The sequence below is a fragment of the Acidovorax sp. Leaf191 genome, from assembly GCF_001424425.1.
Classification (GTDB): domain Bacteria; phylum Pseudomonadota; class Gammaproteobacteria; order Burkholderiales; family Burkholderiaceae_C; genus Acidovorax.
On sequence record NZ_LMPT01000006.1, the window covers coordinates 14215 to 37260 of the forward strand.

A 23046-nucleotide genomic window follows, 5' to 3' on the forward strand; every position below is an offset into this window, starting at 1 on the left:
AGGCCAGCGCCCCCGCACAAGGGCCGCCCCGACGCATAGGCGGCGCTGCGCTTGCGTGTGCTGGGGGCGTCCCCCTCCCGCCTCGCGCCGCGAGGCGAGAGAGGGGGAAGGCGCGAAGCGACTCAGGGGGTGTCTCATAGAGTCCGGGCGATTTCCTTGATGTCGAAGAATTCGAGGTGATCGCCTTCCTTGATGTCGTTGTAGTTCTTGAGCTTGATACCGCACTCAAAGCCTTCCTTGACATCCTTGACATCGTCCTTGAGGCGCTTGATCGAATCGACTTCGCCCGTGTAGACCACCACGTTGTCGCGCAGCAGGCGGAAACGTGCGTTGCGATGGACCATGCCCGAGGTGATGTACGAACCGGCAATCGTGCCGATCTTGGTCGCCACGAACACCGTGCGGATCTCGGCCGTACCGATGATTTCCTCGCGCTGCTCCGGAGCCAGCATGCCCGACATCGCCACCCGCAGCTCGTCCACAGCGTCGTAAATGATGCTGTAGTAGTGCAGATCGACGCCATTGCCCTCGGCCAGCTTGCGCGCGCCGGCATCTGCCCGCACGTTGAAGCCGATCACGATGGCCTTGGAGGCGATCGCCAGGTTGATGTCCGACTCGCTGATGGCGCCCACTGCGGCGTACACCAGCTGCACCTTGACTTCGTCGGTCGACAGCTTGAGCAGCGACTGCGCCAGCGCTTCCTGCGAACCCTGCACGTCGGCCTTGACGATGATGGGCAGCATCTTGACTTCGCCCGCCGTCATGTCGGCGAACATGTTTTCGAGCTTCGCAGCCTGCTGCTTGGCCAGCTTGGTGTTGCGGAACTTGCCGGCACGGTAGGTGGCGATTTCGCGGGCACGGCGTTCGTCCGTGAGCACCATGAATTCGTCGCCCGCCTGCGGCACTTCCGTCAGACCCTGGATTTCCACCGGGATCGACGGGCCTGCCGTCTTGGCCACGCGGCCGTTTTCGTCCAGCATGGCACGCACGCGGCCATAGGTCTGGCCTGCCAGCACGATGTCGCCGACCTTGAGGGTACCGGACTGCACCAGCACGGTCGCCACAGGGCCACGGCCCTTGTCGAGCTGCGCTTCGATCACGAGGCCCTTGGCCAGCGAGTCGACCGGTGCCTTCAGTTCCAGCACTTCGGCCTGCAGCAGCACTTGCTCGAGCAGGGTGTCGATGCCCATGCCGGTCTTGGAGGACACGGGCACGAACGGCGAATCGCCACCGTATTCTTCCGGCACCACCTCTTCGACCACCAGCTCCTGCTTGACGCGGTCGGGGTTGGCATCGGGCTTGTCGGCCTTGGTGATGGCCACCACGATGGGAACACCAGCCGCCTTGGCGTGCTTGATGGCTTCCTTGGTCTGGGGCATGACGCCGTCGTCGGCGGCCACCACCAGGATCACGATGTCGGTGGCCTGGGCACCGCGGGCACGCATGGCCGTGAAGGCCTCGTGACCGGGGGTATCGAGGAACGACACCATGCCGCGTGGGGTTTCCACGTGGTAGGCACCGATGTGCTGCGTGATGCCGCCGGCTTCGCCCGCGGCCACCTTGGCACGGCGGATGTAGTCGAGCAGCGAGGTCTTGCCATGGTCCACGTGGCCCATGACGGTGACCACAGGGGCGCGCGGCAACAGCTCGACGTCCTTCTGGCTCGAATCGTCGTCGGTGAAGGCTTCCGGATCGTCCAGCGCAGCCACCACCGCCTTGTGGCCCATTTCTTCCACCATGATCATGGCGGTGTCCTGGTCCAGCGGCTGGTTGATGGTGACCATCTGGCCCATCTTCATCAGGGCCTTGATGACTTCGTTGGCCTTGATCGACATCTTGTGTGCCAGCTCCGCCACCGTGATGGTTTCGGGAACGTGCACTTCGATGATGCGTGCCTCGACCGGGGCGGACTGCTGGTGGTCGTCACGGTGGTCGCGGTTGTCGCCACGGCGGCCGCGCGGGCCTCCGCGCCAGTTGTTGCGGCCGACACCGCCGCTGCTGTCGCCGCGGGTCTTGATTTCCTTCTTCTTGGCAGCGTCGCCCGCCCAGCTGGAGGACAGCTTGGCCGACTTGACTTCCTTGCCTGCACCGGGCGCACCAGCGCCTGCTGCGGCAGGGGCGCCCGCACGGGCCACACCCGTGCCGACGGCCGGCTTGTGCAGCGTGCCCTTCTTCGCATCGCCCACGGCAGCGGGCTTGGCCACTGGCTTGGGTTCTTCGGGCTTCTTGGCGACCATGACCGCCTTCTTGGGCGTGGCCATCATGGAGCGGATGGCGGCAGCTTCGGCCTCGGCCTTGCGGCGGCGGGCGTCCAGGTCGGCAGCGCGCGCGGTTTCCTCGTCGGCGCGGGCCTTGGATTCTGCGGCGGCCTTTTCACGGGCTTCGGTCTGGGCGGCATTGCGCGCAGCAGCTTCGGCCGCCTGTTCGCGGGTGGCTTCCTGCTTGACGGCAGAGGCCTGCGCCTTCTTCTCGGCTTCCTGGGCTGCGTAGGCGGCGGCGCGCTCTTCGGCTTCGCGCTCGCGCTTTTCGCGGGCTTCGCGCTCGGCACGCTTTTCGGCCAGCTCGGTCTCCTGGCGGCGGATCAGCTCGGCCTGGCTGCGGGCTTCTTCCTCGCGGCGGGCCAGTTCGATGTCCTCGCTGGAGGCAGCGGCTTCCTCGACGGCGGGCGCTGCGGACTCGGCCGCGGCCCCGACATCTTCGTCGCGCTGGATGAAGGTGCGCTTCTTGCGCACTTCCACCTGGATGGTGCGCGCCTTGCCGGTGGCATCGGCCTGCTTGATCTCGCTGGTGGACTTCTTCACCAGCGTGATCTTCTTGCGGTCGGCCGAAGCCGTGCCGTGGCTGGCCTGCAGGTAGGCCAGCAGCTTTTGCTTGTCCGACTCGGTCAGTGCATCCGACGGGGCAGCCTTGCCCACGCCAGCAGCCTTGAGCTGGTCGAGCAGGGTTTCAGGCGATTTCTTGAGCTCGTTAGCGAACTCGGCGACAGTATTACTGGACATATATGGTTCGTGCCTCCCTGACCTTTACTCTTGCTGCCCCGCGAACCAATGTTCGCGCGCCTTCAGGATCAAGGCTTTGGCATCTTCTTCAGACTGTCCGGTCAGGTCGGTCAGTTCATCTAGGCCCAAATCGGCCAGGTCGTCACGTGTATGCACACCGCCGTCGGCCAGCTTGGCAATCAACTCGGGGGTGAGGCCTTCAAGGTCGCGCAGGTCCTGGGAGACCTCATCCACGCTTTCCTCGCGGGCGATTTCCATCGTGAGCAGCGCATCCTTGGCACGGGCGCGCAGCTCGTTGACGGTGTCTTCGTCGAAGCTTTCGATCTCCAGCATTTCCTGCAGCGGCACATAGGCCACTTCTTCGAGGCTGTTGAAGCCTTCGGAGATCAGGATGTCGGCGATTTCCTCGTCCACATCCAGCTTTTCCATGAACAGCTTGCGGGCCGTGTCGGTCTCGGTGGCCTGCTTTTGCGCGCTTTCGGCGGCGTCCATGATGTTGATCTTCCAGCCGGTCAGATCGGACGCCAGGCGCACGTTCTGGCCGCCGCGGCCGATGGCGATGGCGAGGTTTTCCTCGTCCACCACCACGTCCATCGCGTGCTTTTCCTCATCGACCACGATGGAGGACACGTTGGCCGGGGCCAGCGCGCCGATCACGAACTGGGCGGGGTCTTCGGACCACAGCACGATGTCCACGCGCTCGCCGGCGAGCTCGTTGGTCACCGCGTTCACCCGGGTGCCACGCACGCCGACGCAGGTGCCGATGGGGTCCACGCGCTTGTCGTGGGACAGCACGGCGATCTTGGCGCGCGAGCCGGAGTCACGGGCGCAGGACTTGATCTCGAGCAGGCCCTGCTCGATCTCGGGCACTTCCTGGCGGAAGAGCTCGATCATGAACTCAGGGGCCGAGCGCGACAGGATGATGGGTGCGCCACGCAGCGTGAGGTCCACCTCCATGATCATGGCCCGCACGCGGTCGCCGCTGCGCAGGTTTTCCTTGGGGATCATCTCGCTGCGGCGCAGGCGGCCTTCCACACGGCCGGACTCGACAATGATGTCGCCCTTGTCCATGCGCTTGACGGTGCCGGTGAAGATGCGTTCGCCGCGCGACATGAAGTCGTTGAGCAGCATTTCGCGCTCTGCGTCGCGGATCTTCTGCAGGATGACCTGCTTGGCCGCCATGGCGCCGATGCGGCCGATGGGCACGGACTCGACGCCTTCTTCGATGTATTCGCCGACTTCGATGTCCGGGATGCGATCCTTCGCGTCCATCAGCAGCTCTTCGGCTTCAGGGTTCTGCAGGCCGGCATCGTCGGGCACCACCAGCCAGCGGCGGAAAGTCTCGTAGTTGCCGCTGTCGCGATCGACGGACACGCGAATGTCCACCTCGCCCTGGTACAGCTTCTTGGTAGCCTGGGCCAGGGCCGACTCCACGGCGCCCAGGACCACGTCCAGCTCCACGTTCTTCTCGCGTGAAATGGCCTCAACCAACATCAACAATTCGCGATTCATGCGACGACTCTCCTATTTCAATCACCTGAGGGCAGTGGCTGCGCACCGCAGCCCCACCCCATTTGTTCAGCGGCTCAGGCGGGCGTTGGCCCAGCCTTGCCTGCACGCCCCTTGAAGTCCACGATGGGCGCCAGGCGGGCATCCTTGATTTCATCCAGGGCAAAACCCAGCGCCTGCAGCGGCGCGGGCACGCGCTTCTTGCTGACCTTGGCACCGGGCTTCACGGCGGGCTCTTCGCTCCAGACGATCTGCCAGCCCCCTGCCTCGGCCCGCTCCAGCGTGCCGCGAAATTTCTTGCGGGTGGCGTTGACCTGGCCGCCCGCTGCGGCGCCGATGGGCGCCTTCAAAGTGATGTCGATGACCGAGCCCGCAAAACGCACGAAGTCCTGTTCGTGCCGCAGGGGGCGGTCGATGCCGGGTGAGGACACCTCAAGGCGCTTGTACTCGACGCCATCGACCTCCAGCGCAAACTGCAGCTGGCGGGTGACCTTCTCGCAATCCTCGACCGTGACGAACTGATCGAGCAGGGGCGCGGGCGCATCGGCGGCCGGCTGCACCCAGGGCAAGTCGATGGTGATGCGCAGCAGACCACCGGCGGAGCGCTCGATCTCCACCAGGTCATACCCCAGGCCCGTCACTATTTGTTCAACGACTTGCTGCAATGCCACGTGTTCAGTTCAATCCCGGAAAAACAAAAAACCCGATAACCCCCGGAGACTCTTCTCCGACAGCTTCGAGCTCCAAAAGCGTTCGACCAAAAAAAACGGGCGGTTGGTACCCGCCCGTTTGGTCGTGAGAGTCGTATTGTAGCGCGCAAAGTGTTGATTTGCAAAGGCGCGCACTCGCAAAACTGTTGTGAACGCACCCCGAATCCGGCGAAAACCAGCATTCATGCGGCTGCGAGCGGGGTGCACGCCATGGGCGACAAATACCCACAGCCAAAACGGCACGTGGCGCGCGCCCCACACGCGCCAGCCGCTATCACTGCGATAGCGGCGCCAGCAGCTCGGCCAGGTCGCCCTCGGTGAACAGCGGCTCCTTGCGCGCGGCGGCGCCGCTGTACAGGCTGCCGGCCAGCTGCGCCTTCCTGTCCTGCAGCGCCAGGATGCGCTCTTCGATGGTGCCCTGCGCCACGAGCTTGATCACCCACACGCTCTGCGTCTGGCCGATGCGGTGGGCGCGGTCGGTGGCCTGGGCCTCGGCCGCGGGGTTCCACCAGGGGTCGAAGTGGATCACGGTGTCGGCCTGCGGCAGGTTCAGCCCCACCCCGCCCGCCTTCAGGCTGATGAGGAACAGCGGCACCTGCCCGCTGGTGAACTGCGCGATGACCGCGTCACGCTTTTGGCTCTGCCCGGTGAGCTTGACCCAGGGCAGGCCGCGCTTTTTCAGCTCGGCCTCGATCAGCGTGAGCATGCTGGTGAACTGCGAGAACAGCAGCACGCGCCGCCCCTCGGCCAGCATTTCGGGCAGCAGCGCCATCAGCTGCTCCAGCTTGGCCGATGCGCTCACGCCCCGGGCGGCCTCGAGCGGCAGCAGCTGCGGGTGGCAGCACACCTGGCGCAGCTTGAGCAATGCGTCCAGCACGGTGATCTGCGACTTCGCCAGCCCCTTGGTGTGCAGGGCCTCGCGCACGGTTTTCTCCATGCCCAGGCGGATGGTCTCGTACAGGTCGGCCTGCGCACCGGCCAGCTCCACCGGCATCACAGTCTCGACCTTGGGCGGCAGCTCGCCGGCCACCAGCGCCTTGGTCCGCCGCAGCATGAACGGCGTGATGCGCGCGCGCAACTGCGCCATGCGCGCGCCGTCGCCCTGCTTTTCGATGGGCGTGCGAAACACCTGCTTGAAGCGCTGCTGGCTGCCCAGAAACCCCGGCATCAAAAAGTGGAACAGGCTCCAGATCTCGCCCAGGTGGTTTTCCATGGGCGTGCCCGACAGGCACAGGCGGTGGCGCGCGTTGAGCGCGCCCACCACCTGCGCCGCCTGGGTGCTGGCGTTCTTGATGTTCTGCGCCTCGTCCAGCACCACCAGGTGCCACGGCTGGGCCAGCCACCGGTCGCGGTCGCGCTGCAGCAGCGAATACGGGGCGATGACAAGGTCGTGCTCGGCCACCGCGTCGGCCACCGCATGGCGGCCCGCGCCATGCAGCACCAGGCAGCGCAGGCCGGGGCAAAAGCGTGCGGCCTCGCGCTGCCAGTTGCCCATCAGGCTCACGGGCGCAATGACGAGCGCGGGGTCGGTCAGGCGCCCGGCGTCTTTTTCGACCTGGATGTGGGCCAGGGTCTGCAGCGTCTTGCCCAGGCCCATGTCGTCGGCCAGCACCCCGGCCAGGCCGTGGGCGCGCAAGAACTGCAGCCAGTTCAGGCCCTGCTGCTGGTATGGCCGCAGGGTGGCGCGCACGCCGGCGGGCAGCGGCACCGGGGGCAAAGCACTGGCGCCCTGCAGCTGGTCCACCACGGCGCGCAGCGCGTGGGCGCCCTGCCACGGCACGCCCTGGCCCAGCGCGGCGCTGGTGCGCAGGGCGTCCAGGCGCGACAGCTTCAGGCTGTCGGCGGTGAAGTCGTGCGCCCGGTCGCCCACCAGGTCCAGCAGCGCGGCCATCCAGGGGCGCAGGGTGTCGGTCGGCAAACGCACGAAGCCCGGGCCCTGCAGCGATGGCAGGTACACATAGGGCGGCAGCTGCGGCAGGCCGGTGGCAGCATCCAGCGGCTGGTCGGCCGCGGCGGCGATCAGGTCGGGCAGCCAGGGCAGGATGTTGTGGCGCACGCCGTTCACCTCCATGCCCAGCGACAGCGCAAACCAGGGGGACGTGGCCTCATCGCCTGCGCCTGCGCCTTCTCCTCCCTTGCCATCGCCATCGCCCGCACCCTCTGGCTGCAGCGCCACGGCCAGCGTGTCGGCATGGGTGATCCAGCCGTTGAGCGCCGCATCCACCGTGACGGCAAAGCCTGCGTCGCGCAGCACCGCAAAGCCGTTGTCTGCCCAGTGCATCCAGGCGGTTTGCGGCTGCTCGCCGGGAATGCCGAACAGGCCGTCGTCGGTGCCCAGCAGGCCCAGGTGAAGCAGGCGTTCGATGGCCGACAGCTCGGCCACTGCATCGCGCTGCAGCAGCACCTCAACGCCGTCGGCCCCCGGGACCATCAAGGCCAGGTCCTGCCCCGCCCACCAGCCCACGTGGCCCTGGTAGTCGAACTGCAATTGCGCGGTGATGAGGCCCATGTCGGGCATATCTTCAGGCGGTGTGGGCGCCAGAAACAGCCGCGCCAGGGGCTTCACGCCCTGCACCCGGGCGAAGGGCGCCCCCACCGGCGGCAGCGGCAGCACGCCGCCCAGGCGGGTGGCCAGCTCTGCCTGGTGCTTTTGCAGCGCCGCGGTGCTCAGCGCCGGCGCCTTGAGCAGCATGGCCAGTTGCGCCGCGCTCAGGCCCTGCAAGTCGACCGTGCCGCACAGGCCGTTGGCAGCGTCCACGTACAAAGGCGGACTGTTGCTGCACAGCGTGGCCGTGGTGCCGGGCAGGCCGGGGCGCAGCGCCCAGGTGGTGTCGCCACCGGCCGCAGCCGGGGCGCGTGACTCGTGCCAGGCCCAGGCGATAGCCAGCGGTGGCCCCCAGGCCAGGGGCGTGCCCACCATGGAGCCGCCCGCATCCGCGAACAGCCGGCCGGTGCTGGCCGCCTGCTGCAGCGCCAGCACGCCCACCGAGCCCTCCAGCACCGCCACCGGCCCGGCGCTGTAGGCCGAGTAGTAGCCCAGCCCGCGCGGCATGGCGCGCAGCAGCTGCAGCACCTGGCGGTCGGCGTCGCTTGCGCGGTCGTACACCGCCTGCCCTGGCGCGGGCTGGGTGCGCACCGGCTTGGGCTTGGCCCAGCCGCCGGTCAGCTTGGGGTAGGAGACCACGGCTTCGAGCTGCATTTGCTGCAGCGTGGCGCGGGGCAGCCCCACGGTGGAGACCAGATACAGGTACTGCTCGGGCCGGTCCACCTGTGGGTCAGCGGGTGCGGTGGCCGACGCGCCCGCCGCGCGGTCCCATTCGCGCAGCCAGTGCACCAGCCGCGCCTCGGCCTCGGTGCGGGCCAGCGCTTCCTTGCGCTCTTGCAGGGCCTTCAGCGCGTCGGCAGCCTGCGTGGCCGTGGCCGGCGGCTCGCCGCCCAGGTGCACGGATTTGAGCGCCAGCGCCACCGCGTGTTTGCAGTCGGCGCCCACCGGGCAGCTGCACTCGCCCCACCACGACTGGACCACGCCGGCGTCGGACAGGGTGAGCTGGACCCGCACGGCATACGGCACCGGCTGGCTGCCCAGCACCTCGCCGTCCAGCGCCCACCCGGCCATGCCGTCCGGCTTGACGGCGATGCGCAGCACGGCCCCTTGGCGGTGCAGCGCTGCCCCGCGCGACCAGGTGCCTTTGTCGCACTGGGCCTGCAATGAACCGATCTGGAACCAGGGGGGACGGGGTATGGGCACAAAATCCAAGCAAAAAACGGCTCTACCGCTTGTCTATCAAGCGCCAGCAGCTATAAAAACAGGAGCATTTCGCACCAACAGAAGAGAAGACCGCCGCAGCGCCTACCGGCTGCGCGCTGCGCGCACGCGCTCGAAGACTTCTTGCGCCTCACCCCCCGTACCGCCTGTACTGCCCGCACCGCCCGCCTGGGGCGACGACGCCTGCAGGCTGGCCAGCAGCCGCCCCAGCACCGGCGCCTGCGGCAGCAGCGGCCCGAGGAACAGCGCCCGTTCGCCATCGGCGATCAGCAGCGTGGGGAAGGTTTCCACATCCAGGTCCCCGGCGATCTCCGCGTCGTCCTCGATGTCCACCCATTCGAAGCGCACGTCCGGGTGCGCGCGGGCCAGTTCGTTGAACAGGGGGCGGTACACGCCGCAGGTGCCGCACCAGGCAGCGCACAGGCACACGGCCCACCAGCCGCCCGGGGTGGCGGCGGCCGGGCTCTGCGGCGTGGGGTCTGGCAACGGGGCCGGGCTTTGCATCGACGGGGGCTCCTTCGGGGGCGGGCTGCGCGGCGGGCGCTGCCGGCAGACCCTGCCACCGCACCACCGCATCACCGCGCCTTTACATGCCGCGCCGTTCGCGGGCGCGGTAAACCTCGATGGTACCCACACCGGGCGCCCGGTTGCCCCAGCTGTTGCGCACAAAGGTGGTCACCGCCGCCACATCCTCGTCGCCCAGCGTTTGCTGAAACGGCGGCATGCCGTGCGGGCGCGGGTTGCCGGCCGTGGCGGGCAGGTAGCCGCCCTGCAGCACCACCCGCACCGTGTTGGTCGGGTCGGCCAGCAGCACGGCGCGGTTGCCCGCCAGCGCCGGGAAGGCGCCCGCCTGGCCCTGCCCGGCATCGCCGTGGCATTGCGCGCACTGCTGCTCGTACACCTTGCCGCCCCGCGCCATGGCGGCGGCGGGTGGCGCGGTGTAGGGCGCCGGGGTGGCGCGGGCGGCCTGCTGCGGCAGCGCCTGCAGGTACACGGCCATGGCACGGGCGTCGGCATCGGTCAGGTACTGCGTGCTGCGGAACACCACCTCGGCCATGGGGCCCAGCACCGACCCGTGCGGGGCCACACCGGTTTTCAGCAAGGCCACCACGTCGTCGGTGGCCCAGTCCTTCACGCCCGCCTCGGCCGCCGCGTTGAGCGCGGGGGCATACCAGTTCTGCACCGGGATCAGCCCGCCGTTGAAGGCCTTGGCGTCTGCCGTGGCGCCCAGCGCGTTGCGCGGCGTGTGGCAGGCCGTGCAGTGGCCCAGGCCGTTGACCAGGTAGGCGCCGCGGTCGTATTCCGCCGTCTTCGTGGGCGCGGCGTCGCCAGCGGTGCTGGCAGCGCCCGGGGCAAAGAACAGCGCACGCCACACCCCCAGCGCCGCCTGCGTGCTGTACGGAAAGCGCAGCGCGTGCGTGCGGTTCGGCTCGCTGGCGGCGGGCACGCTGCGCAGGTACGCAAAGATGGCGTCCGAATCCGCGCGCGTCACCTGGGTGTAGTTGGGGTACGGAAAGGCCGGGTACAGCAGGTGCCCGTCCTTGCTGCGGCCATGGTGCATGGCGCGCCAGAACTCGGCGGACGTCCAACTGCCGATGCCCTGCGCCGGGTCGGGCGTGAGGTTGGAGGTGTGCACCACGCCGAACGGCGTCTCGATGCCGCGCCCGCCCGCAAACGGCGCGCCGCCCTGCGTGGTGTGGCAGGCCATGCAGTTGCCGACGCGTGCCAGGTACTCGCCGCGCGCCACCAGCGCGGGCGTGCTCTGCAGCGTCTCGGCCGCGGGCAGCGGCTCTTCGCCGCGCAGGTTGAGCGTGATGACGGCCGCGGCCGCGATGCCCACGGCTGCCAGCACGGAAGAAAGGGTCCAGAGGATGCGTTTCATGGGGGCATCCTTCTCAACGTGCTGAAAGTGCTGCAGCCACGGGCACCTCGGCCACGCCGCCGCAGCGGGCGGGCATGGCGGCCGGCAGGGTGCGCGCGGGCTTGCCGCCCCCGGCCACCGGCTGTGCGGCCAGCCAAGCCGACACGGCGCTCACATCATCAGGCGTCAACTGCCGGGCGATGTCGGCCATGCAATCGGGCGCATGGGCGCGGCGCTGGCCGGTCTTCCAGGCGCCCAGTTGGCTGTTGAGGTAGTCGCGCGGCAGGCCCAGCAGGCCCGGGATGGACGGCGCCACGCCCGTCATGGCACTGCCGTGGCACGACACGCAGGCAGGGATGCGGCGCGCAGCGTCGCCCTGGTGCACCAGCCGGCGCCCCTGCTCCAGCGCGGCGGCAGGCGCCTGGGGAGCGGGCGGCGGCGGGTACGGCACATCCTGCGCGGCAAAGTGCTCGGCCATTTCACGCAGGTAGTCGTCCGTCAGGTGCTCGATGAGGTAGGTCATCTGCGGGTAGCTGCGCCGCCCGTCGCGGAAGTTGAGCAACTGGTTGGCCAGGTAGCCCGCCGGCTTGCCCGCGATGCGCGGGAAGTAGCCCTCCTGCGTGGCCCGCCCTTCCTTGCCGTGGCAGGCGGTGCAGGCCAGCACGCGCGAGGCCATGGCGGCGGCGGGCACCGTGGGCGCTGCAGCAGCCGTGGCAGATGCGGGCATCGTGGCCGACGCCGTGGCTGGCGGGGTGGGAGCAGCAGGCGCGGCCAGCGCGCTGGCGCTGAAAGCCGCCGCTACCGAGGCCGCCGCCACCGCAGCAGCAGCAGGCCAGCCAGAAACAGGGCGCAGCAGGCTGCGCAGGCAATCAATCATGGGTTTTATTCGGGTGGGGATCGACAGGGTCGCCAACTGGGCCGGGCGTTCATCACCGCCCGCACCAGCGCACCACGGCACTCTACGCCCAACCCCCAAAACAGTACAGATTCAGTTTCCAGTTAAAAATACAGATCAGTTTGCGCTGCATCCGCTCCCAGGCCTCCATGGCCCAAGGGGCCACCCCGTCAGCCCGCCCCCATGAAACGCTACGAACGCCACGCCGACGCCATCGCCCAGCTCATCCACAGCGGCGCCCTGCGCCCGGGCGACCGCGTGCCGTCCGTGCGCGAGGCCAGCCGCACGCGCGGCATCAGCCCGTCCACCGTGTTCGAGGCGTACTACCTGCTGGAGGCCCAGGGCCTCATCCACGCCCGGCCGCGTTCGGGCTACTACGTCAGCGCGCGGCTGCCCGCCACCGGGTCCCGCCCCGCAGAGCCCCTGCCCTCGCAGCCCGCGCGCACCTCCACCGGCGTGGCCATCAGCGACCTGGTGTTCGAAGTGCTGGGCCTGGCGCGCGACCGCGACCTGGTGCCGCTGGGCTCGGCCTTTCCGGGGCTGGAACTGTTTCCGTTGGACCGGCTGGCGCGCTGCCTGGCCAGCGGCATGCGCAAGCTCGACCCCTGGAACATCGTGCAAAGCCTGCCGCCCGGCGACGAACGCCTGCGCCAGCAGATCGCGCTGCGCTACGGCCTGCACGGCAGCGCGGTGGATGTGGAAGAGATCATCATCACCAACGGCGCGATGGAGGCCCTGAACCTGTGCCTGGAGGCCGTCACCCAGCCGGGCGACATCGTGGTGGTCGAATCGCCCACCTTCTACGCCGCGCTGCAGGCGCTGGAGCGGCTGAACCTGCAGGCGCTGGAGATTGCCACCCACCCGCGCGACGGCATCGACCTGGCCGCCCTGGCCGAGGCGCTGGAACGCCAGCCCGCGCACCAGCGGGTCAAGGCCTGCTGGCTCATGCCCAGCTTTCAAAACCCCCTGGGCAGCCTGATGCCCGAAAGCAAGAAGCGCGAGCTGGTCGCCCTGCTGGCCCGCCACCAGGTGCCGCTGATCGAAGACGACGTGTACGGCGAGCTGCACTTCGCCCCGCACCGCCCGCCCCCGGCCAAGGCGTTCGATGCCCACGGCCTGGTGATGCACTGCAGCTCGTTCAGCAAGAGCCTGGCGCCCGGCTACCGCGTGGGCTGGGTGGCGGCGGGCCGCTTTGCCACGGCGGTGCAGCGCTTGAAGCTCATGACCACGCTCTCGGCCGCCACGCCGTCGCAGCAGGCGCTGTCCGAATACCTGGCGCAGGGCGGCTACGACCGCCACCTGCGCCAGCTGCGCCGCAGCCTGGCGCAGCAGCAGGCCATCGCGCTGGCCGCGGTGGCCCGGCACTTCCCGCCGGGCACGCGGGTGTCGCAGCCCGAGGGCGGGTACTTTGTGTGGGTGGAGCTGCCGCCGCAGGTCGATGCCCTGCAACTGCACCGCCAGGCACTGCAGCGCGGCATCAGCCTGGCACCGGGGCAGATCTTTTCGGCCGACCGGCGCTTTGCCCACTGCGTGCGCATCAACTACGGGCACCCGGCGCAAAGCCGCCTGGAAGCCGCGCTGCAGACGGTGGGCGAGCTGGCGACGGCCCTGGCCCAAAGTAGCCCAGGGCCGGGCGAGCACGGCGATTCAACCGCTGATTGAACCGATGAATCAACCAATAGTTGAACCGCGGCAGGCCGCGCGGACCCGCCCGCACCGCGCCACCGCAGCACGTTTTGGCTTGCAGCCACCTGACGAAACCCCGCGGCGTTGGAAAGGCCCAACCTCGGGTTCTCCCGACCTCGGCACGGCTTTTGCCACGGCATACTGACCGCCGCCCGCAACCCGGGCAGCGCTACCAGCCTGGCAACCCGCCAGCATCCACCACCCACCCAACGCCCCACCATGGCAGCACCCCAGCATGTCCCGTTTCTGACCGTGGAAGACGAAGACGACTGGGTCGTCTCATTCGCCCTGGGCCCGCTCGGTGCCAGCCGCCTCACGCTCACGCGCACGCCGCATCTCGAGTTCATGCTGCGGCCCGAGCAGCGCGGCGTCTCCGTGGGCGGTATGGAGGCCGGCCAGCGCCCCACCCTGCTCGTGGCCGTGCAATGGGGCCACAAATGCGTGGACGTGGTGTCCACCGCCAAGCGCTACAGCCTGGACATCAGCAAGGTGGACAGCGCCACGCGTGCGGCGGCGCTGCGGGTGCTGGGGAAGATGAATTTCGATCAGCGGTTTCAGTTGGCGAATGCGTGAGTTCGCGTCGGTGACACCTGGGCAGCGCTCGAGCGCCTGCACACCCCATCTCTCAACCACCAACCGTTCGGGCTGAGCTTGTCGAAGCCAGGGCACACGCGCCCCCATTGGCAGCCCTTCGACAGGCTCAGGGCGAACGGGGTCAGGCAAGCGCAGCGCGCCGACCATCACCGTCACGGGTTTGCAAGCACCGCGGCCTCACCCGCCACCCACCGCATTCACACCACCAGCGGATCCAACGGCTTCACCACCCGGCACGGATTCCCCGCCGCAAACACCCGCGCCGGCACATCGCGCGTGACCACGCTGCCTGCACCAATCACCGCGCCATCGCCAATGGTCACACCGGGGCAGACGATGGCGCCGCCGCCGATCCACACGTCCGCGCCGATGGTGATCGCGACACCCAGCTCCAGCCCGCCCGCACGCTCCTCGGGCGACATGGGGTGCGATGCCGTGAAGATCTGCACGCCCGGCCCCATCATCGTGCGCGCGCCGATGTGCACCGGTGCCACGTCCAGCACCACGCAGTTCACGTTGAAGTACACGCCCTCGCCCAGCGTGATGTTGTAGCCGTAGTCGCACTGGAAAGGCGGCGTGATCGCCACGCTGGCCGGCACGCCCGGCACCAGTTGCGCGACCAGCGCCTTCACCGTGCCGGCCGTGTCGGGCCGGGTGGTGTTGATGTCGTGGCACAGCTGGCGGGCGCGCAGGCGGTCGGAGGCCAGTTCGGGGTCGGCGGCGTTGTAGAGCGCGCCGGCGATCATCCTGGATTTTTCAGAGGTCATGGGCCATTGTCCCAGCCCTGCCACGCCAGTCCGGACGGGTCAGCCCAAGGGCGTCCACTTGCGCTCGCTCGCGGCGGACTCCACCACCTTTTCGATGAAGCGCACGCCCTCGGCCCCGTCTTCCACGCGCGGGTAGTCGGCCTCCAGCGCCGTGGCGGTGCGCCCTGCGGCCCGCGCCCGGATGTCCGCCGCCACGCCCAGGTAGACGTTGGCAAACGCTTCGATGAAAGCCTCCGGGTGCCCGGCCGGAATGCGCCCTGCGCGCAGCGCCGATTCGCTCAGCCAGGGCGAGCCACGGGTGAGGATGCGGCGCGGCCCGTCCACCGGCGAATGCACCAGGTGGTTGGGGTCCTCCTGCCGCCACACCAGCGTGCCGAGCGTGCCGGACACCTGCAAGCGCACATCGTTTTCCAGCCCCGCGGCCACCTGCGACGCGACGATCACGCCGCGTGCGCCGCCCGCATAGCGCAGCAGCAGTTGCGCATCGTCGTCCAGCCGCCGGCCGGCGCCGAAGGTGGTGAGGTCGGCGCACAGCGCCTCGGGCCTAAGGCCGGTGACGGTGGCGGCCAGGTTCTCTGCGTGCGATCCGATGTCTCCCATGGTGCCCACCGCGCCGCTGCGGGCCGGGTCCAGCCGCCAGTCGGCCTGCTTGTTGCCGCCGCCCTGCTCCACCGCCGTGGCCAGCCAGCCCTGGTTGTATTCCACGGTGACCTTGCGCAGCGTGCCCAGGACGCCGCTGTGCACCAGGTGGCGGGCCTCGCGCACCATCGGATAGCCGGTGTAGTTGTAGGTCACGCCGAACACGGTGCCGGCCTTTTTCACCGCCGCCACCAGCTCTTCGGCCTGCGCGCTGGTGTGCACCAGCGGCTTGTCGCACACCACATGAAAGCCCGCCTGCACGAAGGCCAGGGCCACCGGGTGGTGCACGTGGTTGGGGGTGACGATGCTCACCAGGTCGATGCGCTCATCGGGGCTGCGGCGCAGCTCGTCGGCCAGCAGGTCCTGCCAGCTGCCGTGGTTGCGGTCGTCCGCCAGGCCCAGCCCGGCGCCGGATGCGCGGGCCCGCTCGGGCGATGACGAGAGCGCACCGGCCACCAGCGCGAACTGGCCGTCGAGCGCCATGGCCTTGCGGTGCACCGCACCGATGAAGGCGCCGTGGCCGCCGCCCACCATGGCGTAGCGGAGCTTTCTGACTTCACTGGACATACGGAAGGCCTTTGTTTGTTGTTCTTGGTTCGCTGTTGCCGACACCACCCGGCCGTTCGCCCTGAGCTTGTCGAAGGGATGTCGAGCACTCTGCCCTGGCTTCGACAGGCTCAGCCCGAACGGTGAGGGAGTGGTGGATGGCGGTGGAACGGTGGCGGTGGCTGGAGAGCATTCACACCTTCTGCTGGTCGCGCGCAAACACCGCGTCGAACGCGCCCGCCGCGGGCTTGAAGTCGAGCCGCTTGCAGAACGCCGCGCTCTCGGTGGCGCCGTGCACGCGGTCCATGCGGCTGTCCTCCCACTCCACCGAGAGCGGGCCCTGGTAGCCGATGTCGTTGAGCGCGACGATGATGGATTCGAAATCGATCATCCCGCGCCCCACGCTGCGAAAGTCCCAGGTGCGCCGCGCATCGCCAAAGCTGGTGTGCCCGCCGAACGTGCCCACCGTGCCGTCGCCCTTGCCCCACCACACGTCCTTCATGTGGGCGTTGTAGATGCGGTCGGCAAACCGGCGGATGAACTTGACGTAGTCCACGCCCTGGTAGGCCAGGTGGCTCGGGTCGTAGTTGAAGCCGAAGCGCCGGTGCTGGTTGACCGCCGCAACCGCACGCTCGGCCGAGGCGATGTCGAACGCGATCTCGGTGGGGTGCACCTCCAGCGCGAAGTTGATGTCGTGCTCCTCGAACACATCGAGGATGGGGCCGAAGCGGTCTGCAAAGTCCACGAACCCCTTGTCCCAGTACGCCTGCGTGGTGGGCGGAAACGCGTAGATCGAATGCCACACCGACGATCCCGTGAAGCCGGTGACCGTCTTCACGCCGAACTGCGCAGCCGCGCGCGCCGTGTCGGCCAGTTCTTCGGCAGCGCGCTGGCGCACGCCCTCGGGCTCGCCGTTGCCCCACACGTGGGGCGGCAGGATGGCATGGTGGCGCTCGTCGATCAGGTCGCACACGGCCTGGCCCACAAGGTGGTTGCCGATGGCAAAACACGAGAGGCCGTGCTGGGCCAGCAGCGCGTGCTTGTCCTTCACGTACTGCGGCGTCGACAGCGCCTCCTGCACGTTGAAATGGTCGCCCCAGCAGGCCAGCTCCAGGCCGTCATAGCCCATGCTCTTGGCCAGGGGCGCGAGTTCTGCCAGCGGCATGTCGGCCCACTGGCCGGTGAAAAGGGTGACGGGTCTGGGCATGGTGCGTGCGTCCTGGTTATTCGGTCCACCCACCGTTCAGCCTGAGCTTGTCGAAGGCCGGGCACGCAGGGTGTGGCTTCGACAGGCTCAGCCCGAACGGGCGGGGGTGGTGTTGAGCCATTCGGGTCGTGGTGACTGCCATGGCTTTTGTCTGGCAATCGTTGAATTCCAACCTCCGAACCTCCCAACCTCCCAAATCCGTTCAGCCTGAGCTTGTCGAAGGCCGGGCACGGCTGGGTGCGGCTTCGACAAGCTCAGCCCGAACGGGCGGGGGTGGGTTCGGGTTCGGGTTCGGGTTCGGGTTCGGGTTCGGGTTCGGGTTCGGGTTCGGGTTCGGGTTCGGGTTCGGGCTGGATGGGTTGAGAGCCATGGCCTCCACTTGCCCAGCAAGCAGTCACTGCTATATTTTTAGTAGCTGCTTGCGCTTACCAGACAAGCGGTAGAGGCCTTTTTTATCTCAAAACCACCATCAGAACGGCGAGTCCGGGAAGTAGAAGTTCTTCGCGTTTTCCTTGGTGATCAGCACCGACGGGATGATCGTCGTCGCAGGCAGCTTCTCGCCCTTGATGCGCGCCTCGGCCGTGAGCTTGATCGAGTCGTAAATGAACTTGGGGCTGTACGACACATTGGCCTGGATCAGCGGATTGCTGCCATCGGCCAGCGTCTTGATCATGCCCTTGGCACCCGCGCCACCGAACACCAGCTTGATGTCCTTGCGCTTGGCCTGCTCGATGGCCTTGAGCACGCCCACGGCCATGTCGTCATCAGCCGCCCACACCGCGTCGATCTGCGGAAAGCGGGTCAGGTAGTCCTGCATCACTTTGAAGGCATCGTCGCGGTTCCAGTTGGCGTACTTGGCGTCCAGCAGCTTGATGTCGGGGTGGTTCTTCAGCACCGCGTTGAACGCGTCCATGCGTTCGTTGTCCAGCGTGGTCGCAATGCCGCGCATGGCCACCACGTTGCCCTTGCCGTTCAGCGCCTTGGCGATGTACTCGGCCGGAATCTTGCCAAACGCGGTGTTGTCACCGGCCACGTACGCATCCTGCGCGCTGGTGTCCGTCAGGCCGCGGTCCACCACCGTCACGTACACACCCTTGGCCTTGACCTGGGCCACGGGCTTGGTCAGCGCCGCCGATTCGAACGGGAAGATGACCAAGGCGTTGATCTTGTTGACCGTGACCAGGTCCTGCAGCTGGTTGGCCTGCTCGGGCGCGCCGCCTGCGGTCTTGACGATGACCTGCAGGCCGGGGTGGGCCTTCTCCAGGTCCTTCTTGGCCTGGTTGGCCCAGTACACGATGCCGCCCGTGAAGCCGTGCGTGGCCGACGGAATGGCCACGCCCACCACCGTCTTGTTGGCCTGCGCCATCGCCGGGCCTGCCAGCGCCAACGCGGCTGCGGCCCCCACGGCCGAGAGGGCCAGGCGGCGGGTGAAGGACGAAGTTGATGTCTTGCTGTTCATGATGCGTTGTCTCCTGTTGCTGTTGCTGTTGCTTTGCTGAAAATGGCCATGAAAGCCTGGCCGACTGGGGAACACTGACGAAACTAAAAACCGGTGGAAGCGCTTCGGAACGGGTGCAAGCACCTGGGGCCTGCGCCACTACCCCGTTCGCCCTGAGCCTGTCGAAGGGCTGTCACGATGGGGCGCGAGTGCCCAGGCTTCGACGGGCTCAGCCCGAACGGTTGGGGGATTGCCGGAATCCAGCGCAGTGCGCTCGCCCTGCCCCGTTCGCCCTGAGCCTGTCGAAGGGCTGCCAACATGGGGCGCGAGTGCCCAAGCTTCGACAGGCCTGTCCTGAGCCACGTCGAAGGGCTCAGCCCGAACGGTTCGGGGGTCGGGGCGGCCTCGCGGGGCGAATGAAAGGAATGAAGTGGCGACACGGCCATCACCTCTTTCCACGCTGCATGAAAGCCACCGCGATGATCACAAACCCCTGCACCGCCGCATTCAAATACACGCTGATGATGCTGGTCAGGTTCAAGATATTGCTGATCACCGACAGCAGGATCGCGCCCACCACCGTGCCGGTGATGCTGCCCGCCCCACCCTTGAGCACCGTGCCGCCCACGATCACCGCGGCGATCGCCTCCAGCTCCCACAGCAGGCCCGTGGTGGGTGATGCGGACCCCAGGCGCGGCACGTACAGCAGCGTGGCAATGCCCACGCACACCCCGAGCAGCATGTACGTCAGGATCTTGATCTTGTGCACATCCACCGCCGCGTACTGCGCCACCTGCTCGTTGGAGCCGATGGCCTGCACATAGCGGCCATAGGCCGTGCGGTTCAGGATGACGCCGCCGATGACAGCCACCAGCAAAAAGACCCAGACCGGAATCGGCACCCCCAGCAGGTTGGCGTAATACACGGGGCTGTAGATGTCAGACAGATCGTTCTCCAGCGTGATGGCCCCGCCGTTCGAAAAATACGTGAGGTACGCACGGAAGATGCCCAGCGTGCCCAGCGTCACGATGAAGGGCTCGATGCGCCCCTTGGTGATCAAGAGGCCATGCACCAGCCCGAACACCGCGCCCAGCACCACCGCCAGCAGCATGCCCACCACCACGGCCGCCATGGGCGAGCCCAGCACGGGCGCCATCGCGTTCATGAACAGGATGACCGAGCCTGCGATCAGCGCCGCCATCGACCCCACCGACAAATCGATGCCGCCCGAGATGATCACAAAGCACATGCCCACCGCGATGATGCCGATGAAGGCCGTGCGCGTGAGCACGTTCATCACGTTGTCGTAGGTGGCGAAATTGCTGTTGAGCAGCGTGCCGGCAATGCACAGCAGCACCAGCCCGATGACCGGGCCCAGCCCGTGCAGCTTGCCCCACCAGGCCGTGGCGCCGCCGTGGCGGCCCGCTGGGGTGGTGGCGTTTTCAGCGGGTACCTGTGGCATGTGCGATCAACTCCTCTTCGGTCAAATGTGGTTCTTGCAGCGTGGTCTGCAGCCGCCCGGCGCGCATCACCGCCACGCGGTGGCACAGGCCGATCAGCTCCATCAGTTCGGAAGAAATCACCACCACCGCCAGCCCCTGCTCCGCCAGGCGCTGCACCAGGTGATAGATCTCGCGCTTGGCGCCCACGTCCACGCCGCGCGTGGGCTCGTCCAGCACCACCACGCTGGGGCCGGGGTGCAGCACCTTGGCCAGCGCCAGCTTTTGCTGGTTGCCGCCCGACAGCGACGACGCGCGCACCTCCAGCGACCCGGTGCGGATGCCGAACTCCTGCACCGCATCGCGCAGCGCAGCCTGCTCGGCCGCCGGGTCGAGCCAGGGCTTGGCGTAGCGCTCCAGCGCCATCAGCGTCAGATTGGGGCGCAGGCTGAAGTGCACGTGCAGGCCTTTGCCCTTGCGGTCTTCGCTCAGGTACGTGAGGCCGTGGCGCGCCGCATCGCGCGGGCTTTTCAGATTCACCGGCTTGCCCGCCAACTCCACCGTGCCGGCCGACCGCGGGCGCAGGCCCAGCAGGCCCTCGAACAGCTCCGTGCGCCCCGCGCCCACCAGCCCGGCAAAGCCCAGAATCTCGCCGCGCCGCACGTCAAAGCTCACGTCCTCGGCCCAGCCCGGCACAGAGAGGCCCCGCACCTGGATGGCGGGCTCTCCACCCGCAGGCGCGGGCAGCTTGGGCGGGAACAAATCCGCCAGCTCGCGGCCCACCATCAGGTTGGCCATCTGCCGCCGCGTCACGCTGGCCGTGGCCTCGCGCGCCACCAGCAGGCCGTCGCGCATCACCACCACCTCGTCGGTGGTGCGCTCCACTTCGTCGAGCTTGTGCGATATGTAGATGATGGTCACGCCCGCAGCCTTGAGCCCGGCCATCAGCGCAAACAGGCGCTCCGTCTCGCCGGGGGTCAGGGTGGCAGTGGGCTCGTCCATGATGAGCAGGCGCGCATTGCGGGCCAGCGCGCGGGCAATCTCCACCAGCTGCTTTTCGGCCACGATGAGCTTCTTCACCCGCGTGTCAGGGTCGAGCGGCAAACCCACCTGTGCAAGTGCAGCGCGCGTCTTCTCGCGCATCGCCTTGTCATCCAGGAAGGGGCCACGCTTGATCTCATGGCCCAGAAAGATGTTCTGCGCAATCGTCAGGTCGTCCGCCAGATTGAACTCCTGGTGGATGAGCACGATGCCCTGCGCCTCGGCCGCGCGCGATCCGCCGCCCGGGGCGCGCACCGCGCCGTCCACCACCACCTCGCCGGTGGTGGGGCTCTCGTACCCCGCCAGTATCTTCATCAGCGTGGACTTGCCCGCGCCGTTCTCGCCCAGCAGGCCGTACACACGGCCCGGCTGCAGCGCAAAGCCCACGCCGTGCAGCACGCGCACCGGGCCGAACTCCTTGGTCACATTGCGAAACTCGACAGCGACGCTCATCGTGTGGCCCCCACGGCATTGGCTTTGGTCGCAGAAGAAGAGGCACGCGGCGACAGCGCCAAGCTCTGCTGCATGGCCAGCACGCCCGCGCCCACCACGCCGGCATCGTCGGCCAGCGGCGCGTATTGAATCTCCAGGTGCCGCGTGGAGAGCGCCAGCGACCGGTGGTACACGCTCTGCCGCACCGACGCCAGGAACAGCGGCCCCATGTCCGTCACCCGCCCTGCAATGAACACGTGCGACGGGTTGAAGAAATTCACGATGGACGCCAGCATCTGCCCCACCAGGCTGCCCGCCCGCTGAATGATTGCGTTGGCCGCCACATCGCCCGCACGGCTGGCCTGGGCCACGTCCTCGGTGGTCAGCGTGCCGGTGGCCTGCAGGCGCTCGGCCAGCATCGCGCTCTCGCCCCGCTCCACGGCCTCCATCGCCATGCGCGCCATGGCGGGCGCAGCGGCCATCGCCTCCACACAGCCCTGGTTGCCGCAGTGGCAGCGCGGCCCGCTCTGGTCCACGCAGATGTGGCCCACGTCACCGGCCGACCCATTGGCCCCCCGGTACACCTGCCCGTGGCACACGATGCCGCAGCCAATGCCCGTGCCGACCTTGATCACCAAAAAGTTGGGCAGATTGCGTTGCAGCCGCCACAGCTCGCCCAGCGCCATCAGATTCACGTCGTTGTCCACAAACACCGGCGCGGCAAACGCCTCGCGCAGGTAGTCGCGGATGGAGAAGCCGTCCCAGTCGGGCATCAGCGGCGGGTTGACGAGCTGCCCGCTTTCAAAATCCACCGGCCCCGGCAGCCCCATGCCGATGGCAATGACCTGCGACGCCGCCAGCCCGCAGCGCGCCATTAGCTCCCGCATCAGCCCGCGCAGCCGCGCCAGGATCACGCCCGGCCCCTGGCGCACATCGATGGGCTCGCGGTGCCGCGCCAGCACCGTCATGTCGGGCCGCATGATGGCCACCTGCATGCTGGTCGCGCCCAGGTCGGCGCCGATCACCACGCCCAGGGTTTCGCTCAATCGCAGGGTTTCGGCGCGCCGGCCGCCAGAGGATTCTTGCAGGCCCACCTCGTCGAGCAGGCCTTCGTCCAGCAACGCCGCCACCATGGCGTTGGCCTTGCTCTTGGAATAGGCCAGACGCTGCGCGAGTGCATTGCGCGACGCGCCTGCGGACCAGAAGATGGCCTGCAAGACGCCCAGGTCTTCGGCGCCGCAGTGACTCCAGCGGGTGGATGGCAAGGCTTGTCTCCTGTCGTTTTCGTAAACAGCACCTCATGGGGGTGGGTGCTTGGACAGGGATGCTATGCGGTCTACTTTGGCCGGGCAAGACTGAACTTTGACCAACTTTCAACCAAAGCAATCCTATCGAATCGTTGCTACTCGGTTACCAACGACGAACCGTTACTTAGCTAGCCTTCGGATCTGATGCCAAGCTTACGAAAGCGGGGTCGTCATTGTTTCAATAGGGCGCTATAGTGCTTGCAGTTGTTA

General features: G+C 67.9%; 16 protein-coding genes. 2 read left to right on the plus strand and 14 right to left on the minus strand.

Annotation, left to right across the window (positions count from 1 at the left end):
• Window positions 1-134: 134 nt before the first annotated feature.
• From infB to ASG27_RS06850, 7 genes are all read right to left on the minus strand, one after another.
• Window positions 135-2999, minus strand: a complete 2865-nt coding sequence (gene infB / locus ASG27_RS06820; protein ID WP_056414508.1) for a translation initiation factor IF-2 — start codon at window positions 2997-2999, stop codon at window positions 135-137.
• A gap of 24 nt (window positions 3000-3023) precedes the next feature.
• A complete protein-coding gene (gene nusA, locus ASG27_RS06825; protein ID WP_056414511.1) occupies window positions 3024-4511 on the minus strand; it encodes a transcription termination factor NusA in 1488 nt (495 codons plus the stop codon).
• A gap of 74 nt (window positions 4512-4585) precedes the next feature.
• Window positions 4586-5179 (minus strand): ribosome maturation factor RimP, encoded by a 594-nt coding sequence (gene rimP, locus ASG27_RS06830; protein ID WP_056414514.1) that lies wholly within the window; start codon window positions 5177-5179, stop codon window positions 4586-4588.
• 313 nt (window positions 5180-5492) lie between these two features.
• Entirely contained in the window at window positions 5493-8834 is a 3342-nt protein-coding gene (locus ASG27_RS06835; protein ID WP_235503972.1) for a DEAD/DEAH box helicase, read from the minus strand.
• A 234-nt stretch (window positions 8835-9068) separates the two neighbouring features.
• The gene (locus ASG27_RS06840) at window positions 9069-9488 is read right to left on the minus strand and encodes a thioredoxin family protein (protein ID WP_056414520.1); all 420 of its coding nucleotides are present in this window, start codon (window positions 9486-9488) and stop codon (window positions 9069-9071) included.
• Window positions 9489-9570: 82 nt separating this feature from the next.
• On the minus strand, window positions 9571-10866 hold the full coding sequence (locus ASG27_RS06845) for a c-type cytochrome (protein ID WP_056414524.1): 1296 nt from the start codon (window positions 10864-10866) through the stop codon (window positions 9571-9573).
• 13 nt (window positions 10867-10879) lie between these two features.
• Entirely contained in the window at window positions 10880-11722 is an 843-nt protein-coding gene (locus ASG27_RS06850; RefSeq protein WP_056414526.1) for a c-type cytochrome, read from the minus strand.
• 201 nt (window positions 11723-11923) lie between these two features.
• Between ASG27_RS06850 and ASG27_RS06855 the strand changes: the two genes are divergently transcribed.
• Entirely contained in the window at window positions 11924-13402 is a 1479-nt protein-coding gene (locus ASG27_RS06855; protein ID WP_056414528.1) for an aminotransferase-like domain-containing protein, read from the plus strand.
• Window positions 13403-13645: 243 nt separating this feature from the next.
• Window positions 13646-13999, plus strand: coding sequence for a hypothetical protein (locus ASG27_RS06860; RefSeq protein WP_056414531.1), 354 nt, complete (start codon window positions 13646-13648; stop codon window positions 13997-13999).
• Window positions 14000-14217: 218 nt separating this feature from the next.
• On the opposite strand, the gene ASG27_RS06865 is transcribed toward ASG27_RS06860, so the two are convergent.
• From ASG27_RS06865 to ASG27_RS06895, 7 genes are all read right to left on the minus strand, one after another.
• Window positions 14218-14787: a sugar O-acetyltransferase gene (locus ASG27_RS06865; RefSeq protein WP_056414533.1), complete on the minus strand. Its 570-nt coding sequence runs from the start codon at window positions 14785-14787 to the stop codon at window positions 14218-14220.
• Between the two features lie 39 nt (window positions 14788-14826).
• On the minus strand, window positions 14827-15993 hold the full coding sequence (locus ASG27_RS06870; protein ID WP_056414536.1) for a Gfo/Idh/MocA family protein: 1167 nt from the start codon (window positions 15991-15993) through the stop codon (window positions 14827-14829).
• 172 nt (window positions 15994-16165) lie between these two features.
• Window positions 16166-17179: a sugar phosphate isomerase/epimerase family protein gene (locus ASG27_RS06875; protein WP_056414537.1), complete on the minus strand. Its 1014-nt coding sequence runs from the start codon at window positions 17177-17179 to the stop codon at window positions 16166-16168.
• A 469-nt stretch (window positions 17180-17648) separates the two neighbouring features.
• Window positions 17649-18638, minus strand: coding sequence for a substrate-binding domain-containing protein (locus ASG27_RS06880; RefSeq protein ID WP_056172273.1), 990 nt, complete (start codon window positions 18636-18638; stop codon window positions 17649-17651).
• A gap of 424 nt (window positions 18639-19062) precedes the next feature.
• Window positions 19063-20079, minus strand: coding sequence for an ABC transporter permease (locus ASG27_RS06885; protein ID WP_200912404.1), 1017 nt, complete (start codon window positions 20077-20079; stop codon window positions 19063-19065).
• Window positions 20060-21550: a sugar ABC transporter ATP-binding protein gene (locus ASG27_RS06890; RefSeq protein ID WP_056414540.1), complete on the minus strand. Its 1491-nt coding sequence runs from the start codon at window positions 21548-21550 to the stop codon at window positions 20060-20062. The genes ASG27_RS06885 and ASG27_RS06890 overlap by 20 nt, the downstream gene beginning before the upstream one ends.
• Complete coding sequence (locus ASG27_RS06895; RefSeq protein ID WP_442854084.1) at window positions 21547-22794, minus strand: ROK family transcriptional regulator; 1248 nt, start codon at window positions 22792-22794, stop codon at window positions 21547-21549. Before ASG27_RS06895 ends, ASG27_RS06890 begins: the two co-directional genes overlap by 4 nt.
• Window positions 22795-23046 lie beyond the last annotated feature (252 nt).

What these genes read in the sequence shown, in the direction of transcription:
- infB (WP_056414508.1), bottom strand. Translation starts at nt 2,999, where the DNA reads ATGTCCAGTAATACTGTCGCCGAGTTCGCTAACGAGCTCAAGAAATCG.
- nusA (WP_056414511.1), bottom strand. Translation starts at nt 4,511, where the DNA reads ATGAATCGCGAATTGTTGATGTTGGTTGAGGCCATTTCACGCGAGAAG.
- ASG27_RS06835 (WP_235503972.1), bottom strand. Translation starts at nt 8,834, where the DNA reads ATGGCCGGGTGGGCGCTGGACGGCGAGGTGCTGGGCAGCCAGCCGGTG.
- ASG27_RS06840 (WP_056414520.1), bottom strand. Translation starts at nt 9,488, where the DNA reads ATGCAAAGCCCGGCCCCGTTGCCAGACCCCACGCCGCAGAGCCCGGCC.
- ASG27_RS06845 (WP_056414524.1), bottom strand. Translation starts at nt 10,866, where the DNA reads ATGAAACGCATCCTCTGGACCCTTTCTTCCGTGCTGGCAGCCGTGGGC.
- ASG27_RS06850 (WP_056414526.1), bottom strand. Translation starts at nt 11,722, where the DNA reads ATGATTGATTGCCTGCGCAGCCTGCTGCGCCCTGTTTCTGGCTGGCCT.
- ASG27_RS06855 (WP_056414528.1), top strand. Translation starts at nt 11,924, where the DNA reads ATGAAACGCTACGAACGCCACGCCGACGCCATCGCCCAGCTCATCCAC.
- ASG27_RS06860 (WP_056414531.1), top strand. Translation starts at nt 13,646, where the DNA reads ATGGCAGCACCCCAGCATGTCCCGTTTCTGACCGTGGAAGACGAAGAC.
- ASG27_RS06865 (WP_056414533.1), bottom strand. Translation starts at nt 14,787, where the DNA reads ATGACCTCTGAAAAATCCAGGATGATCGCCGGCGCGCTCTACAACGCC.
- ASG27_RS06870 (WP_056414536.1), bottom strand. Translation starts at nt 15,993, where the DNA reads ATGTCCAGTGAAGTCAGAAAGCTCCGCTACGCCATGGTGGGCGGCGGC.
- ASG27_RS06875 (WP_056414537.1), bottom strand. Translation starts at nt 17,179, where the DNA reads ATGCCCAGACCCGTCACCCTTTTCACCGGCCAGTGGGCCGACATGCCG.
- ASG27_RS06880 (WP_056172273.1), bottom strand. Translation starts at nt 18,638, where the DNA reads ATGAACAGCAAGACATCAACTTCGTCCTTCACCCGCCGCCTGGCCCTC.
- ASG27_RS06885 (WP_200912404.1), bottom strand. Translation starts at nt 20,079, where the DNA reads ATGCCACAGGTACCCGCTGAAAACGCCACCACCCCAGCGGGCCGCCAC.
- ASG27_RS06890 (WP_056414540.1), bottom strand. Translation starts at nt 21,550, where the DNA reads ATGAGCGTCGCTGTCGAGTTTCGCAATGTGACCAAGGAGTTCGGCCCG.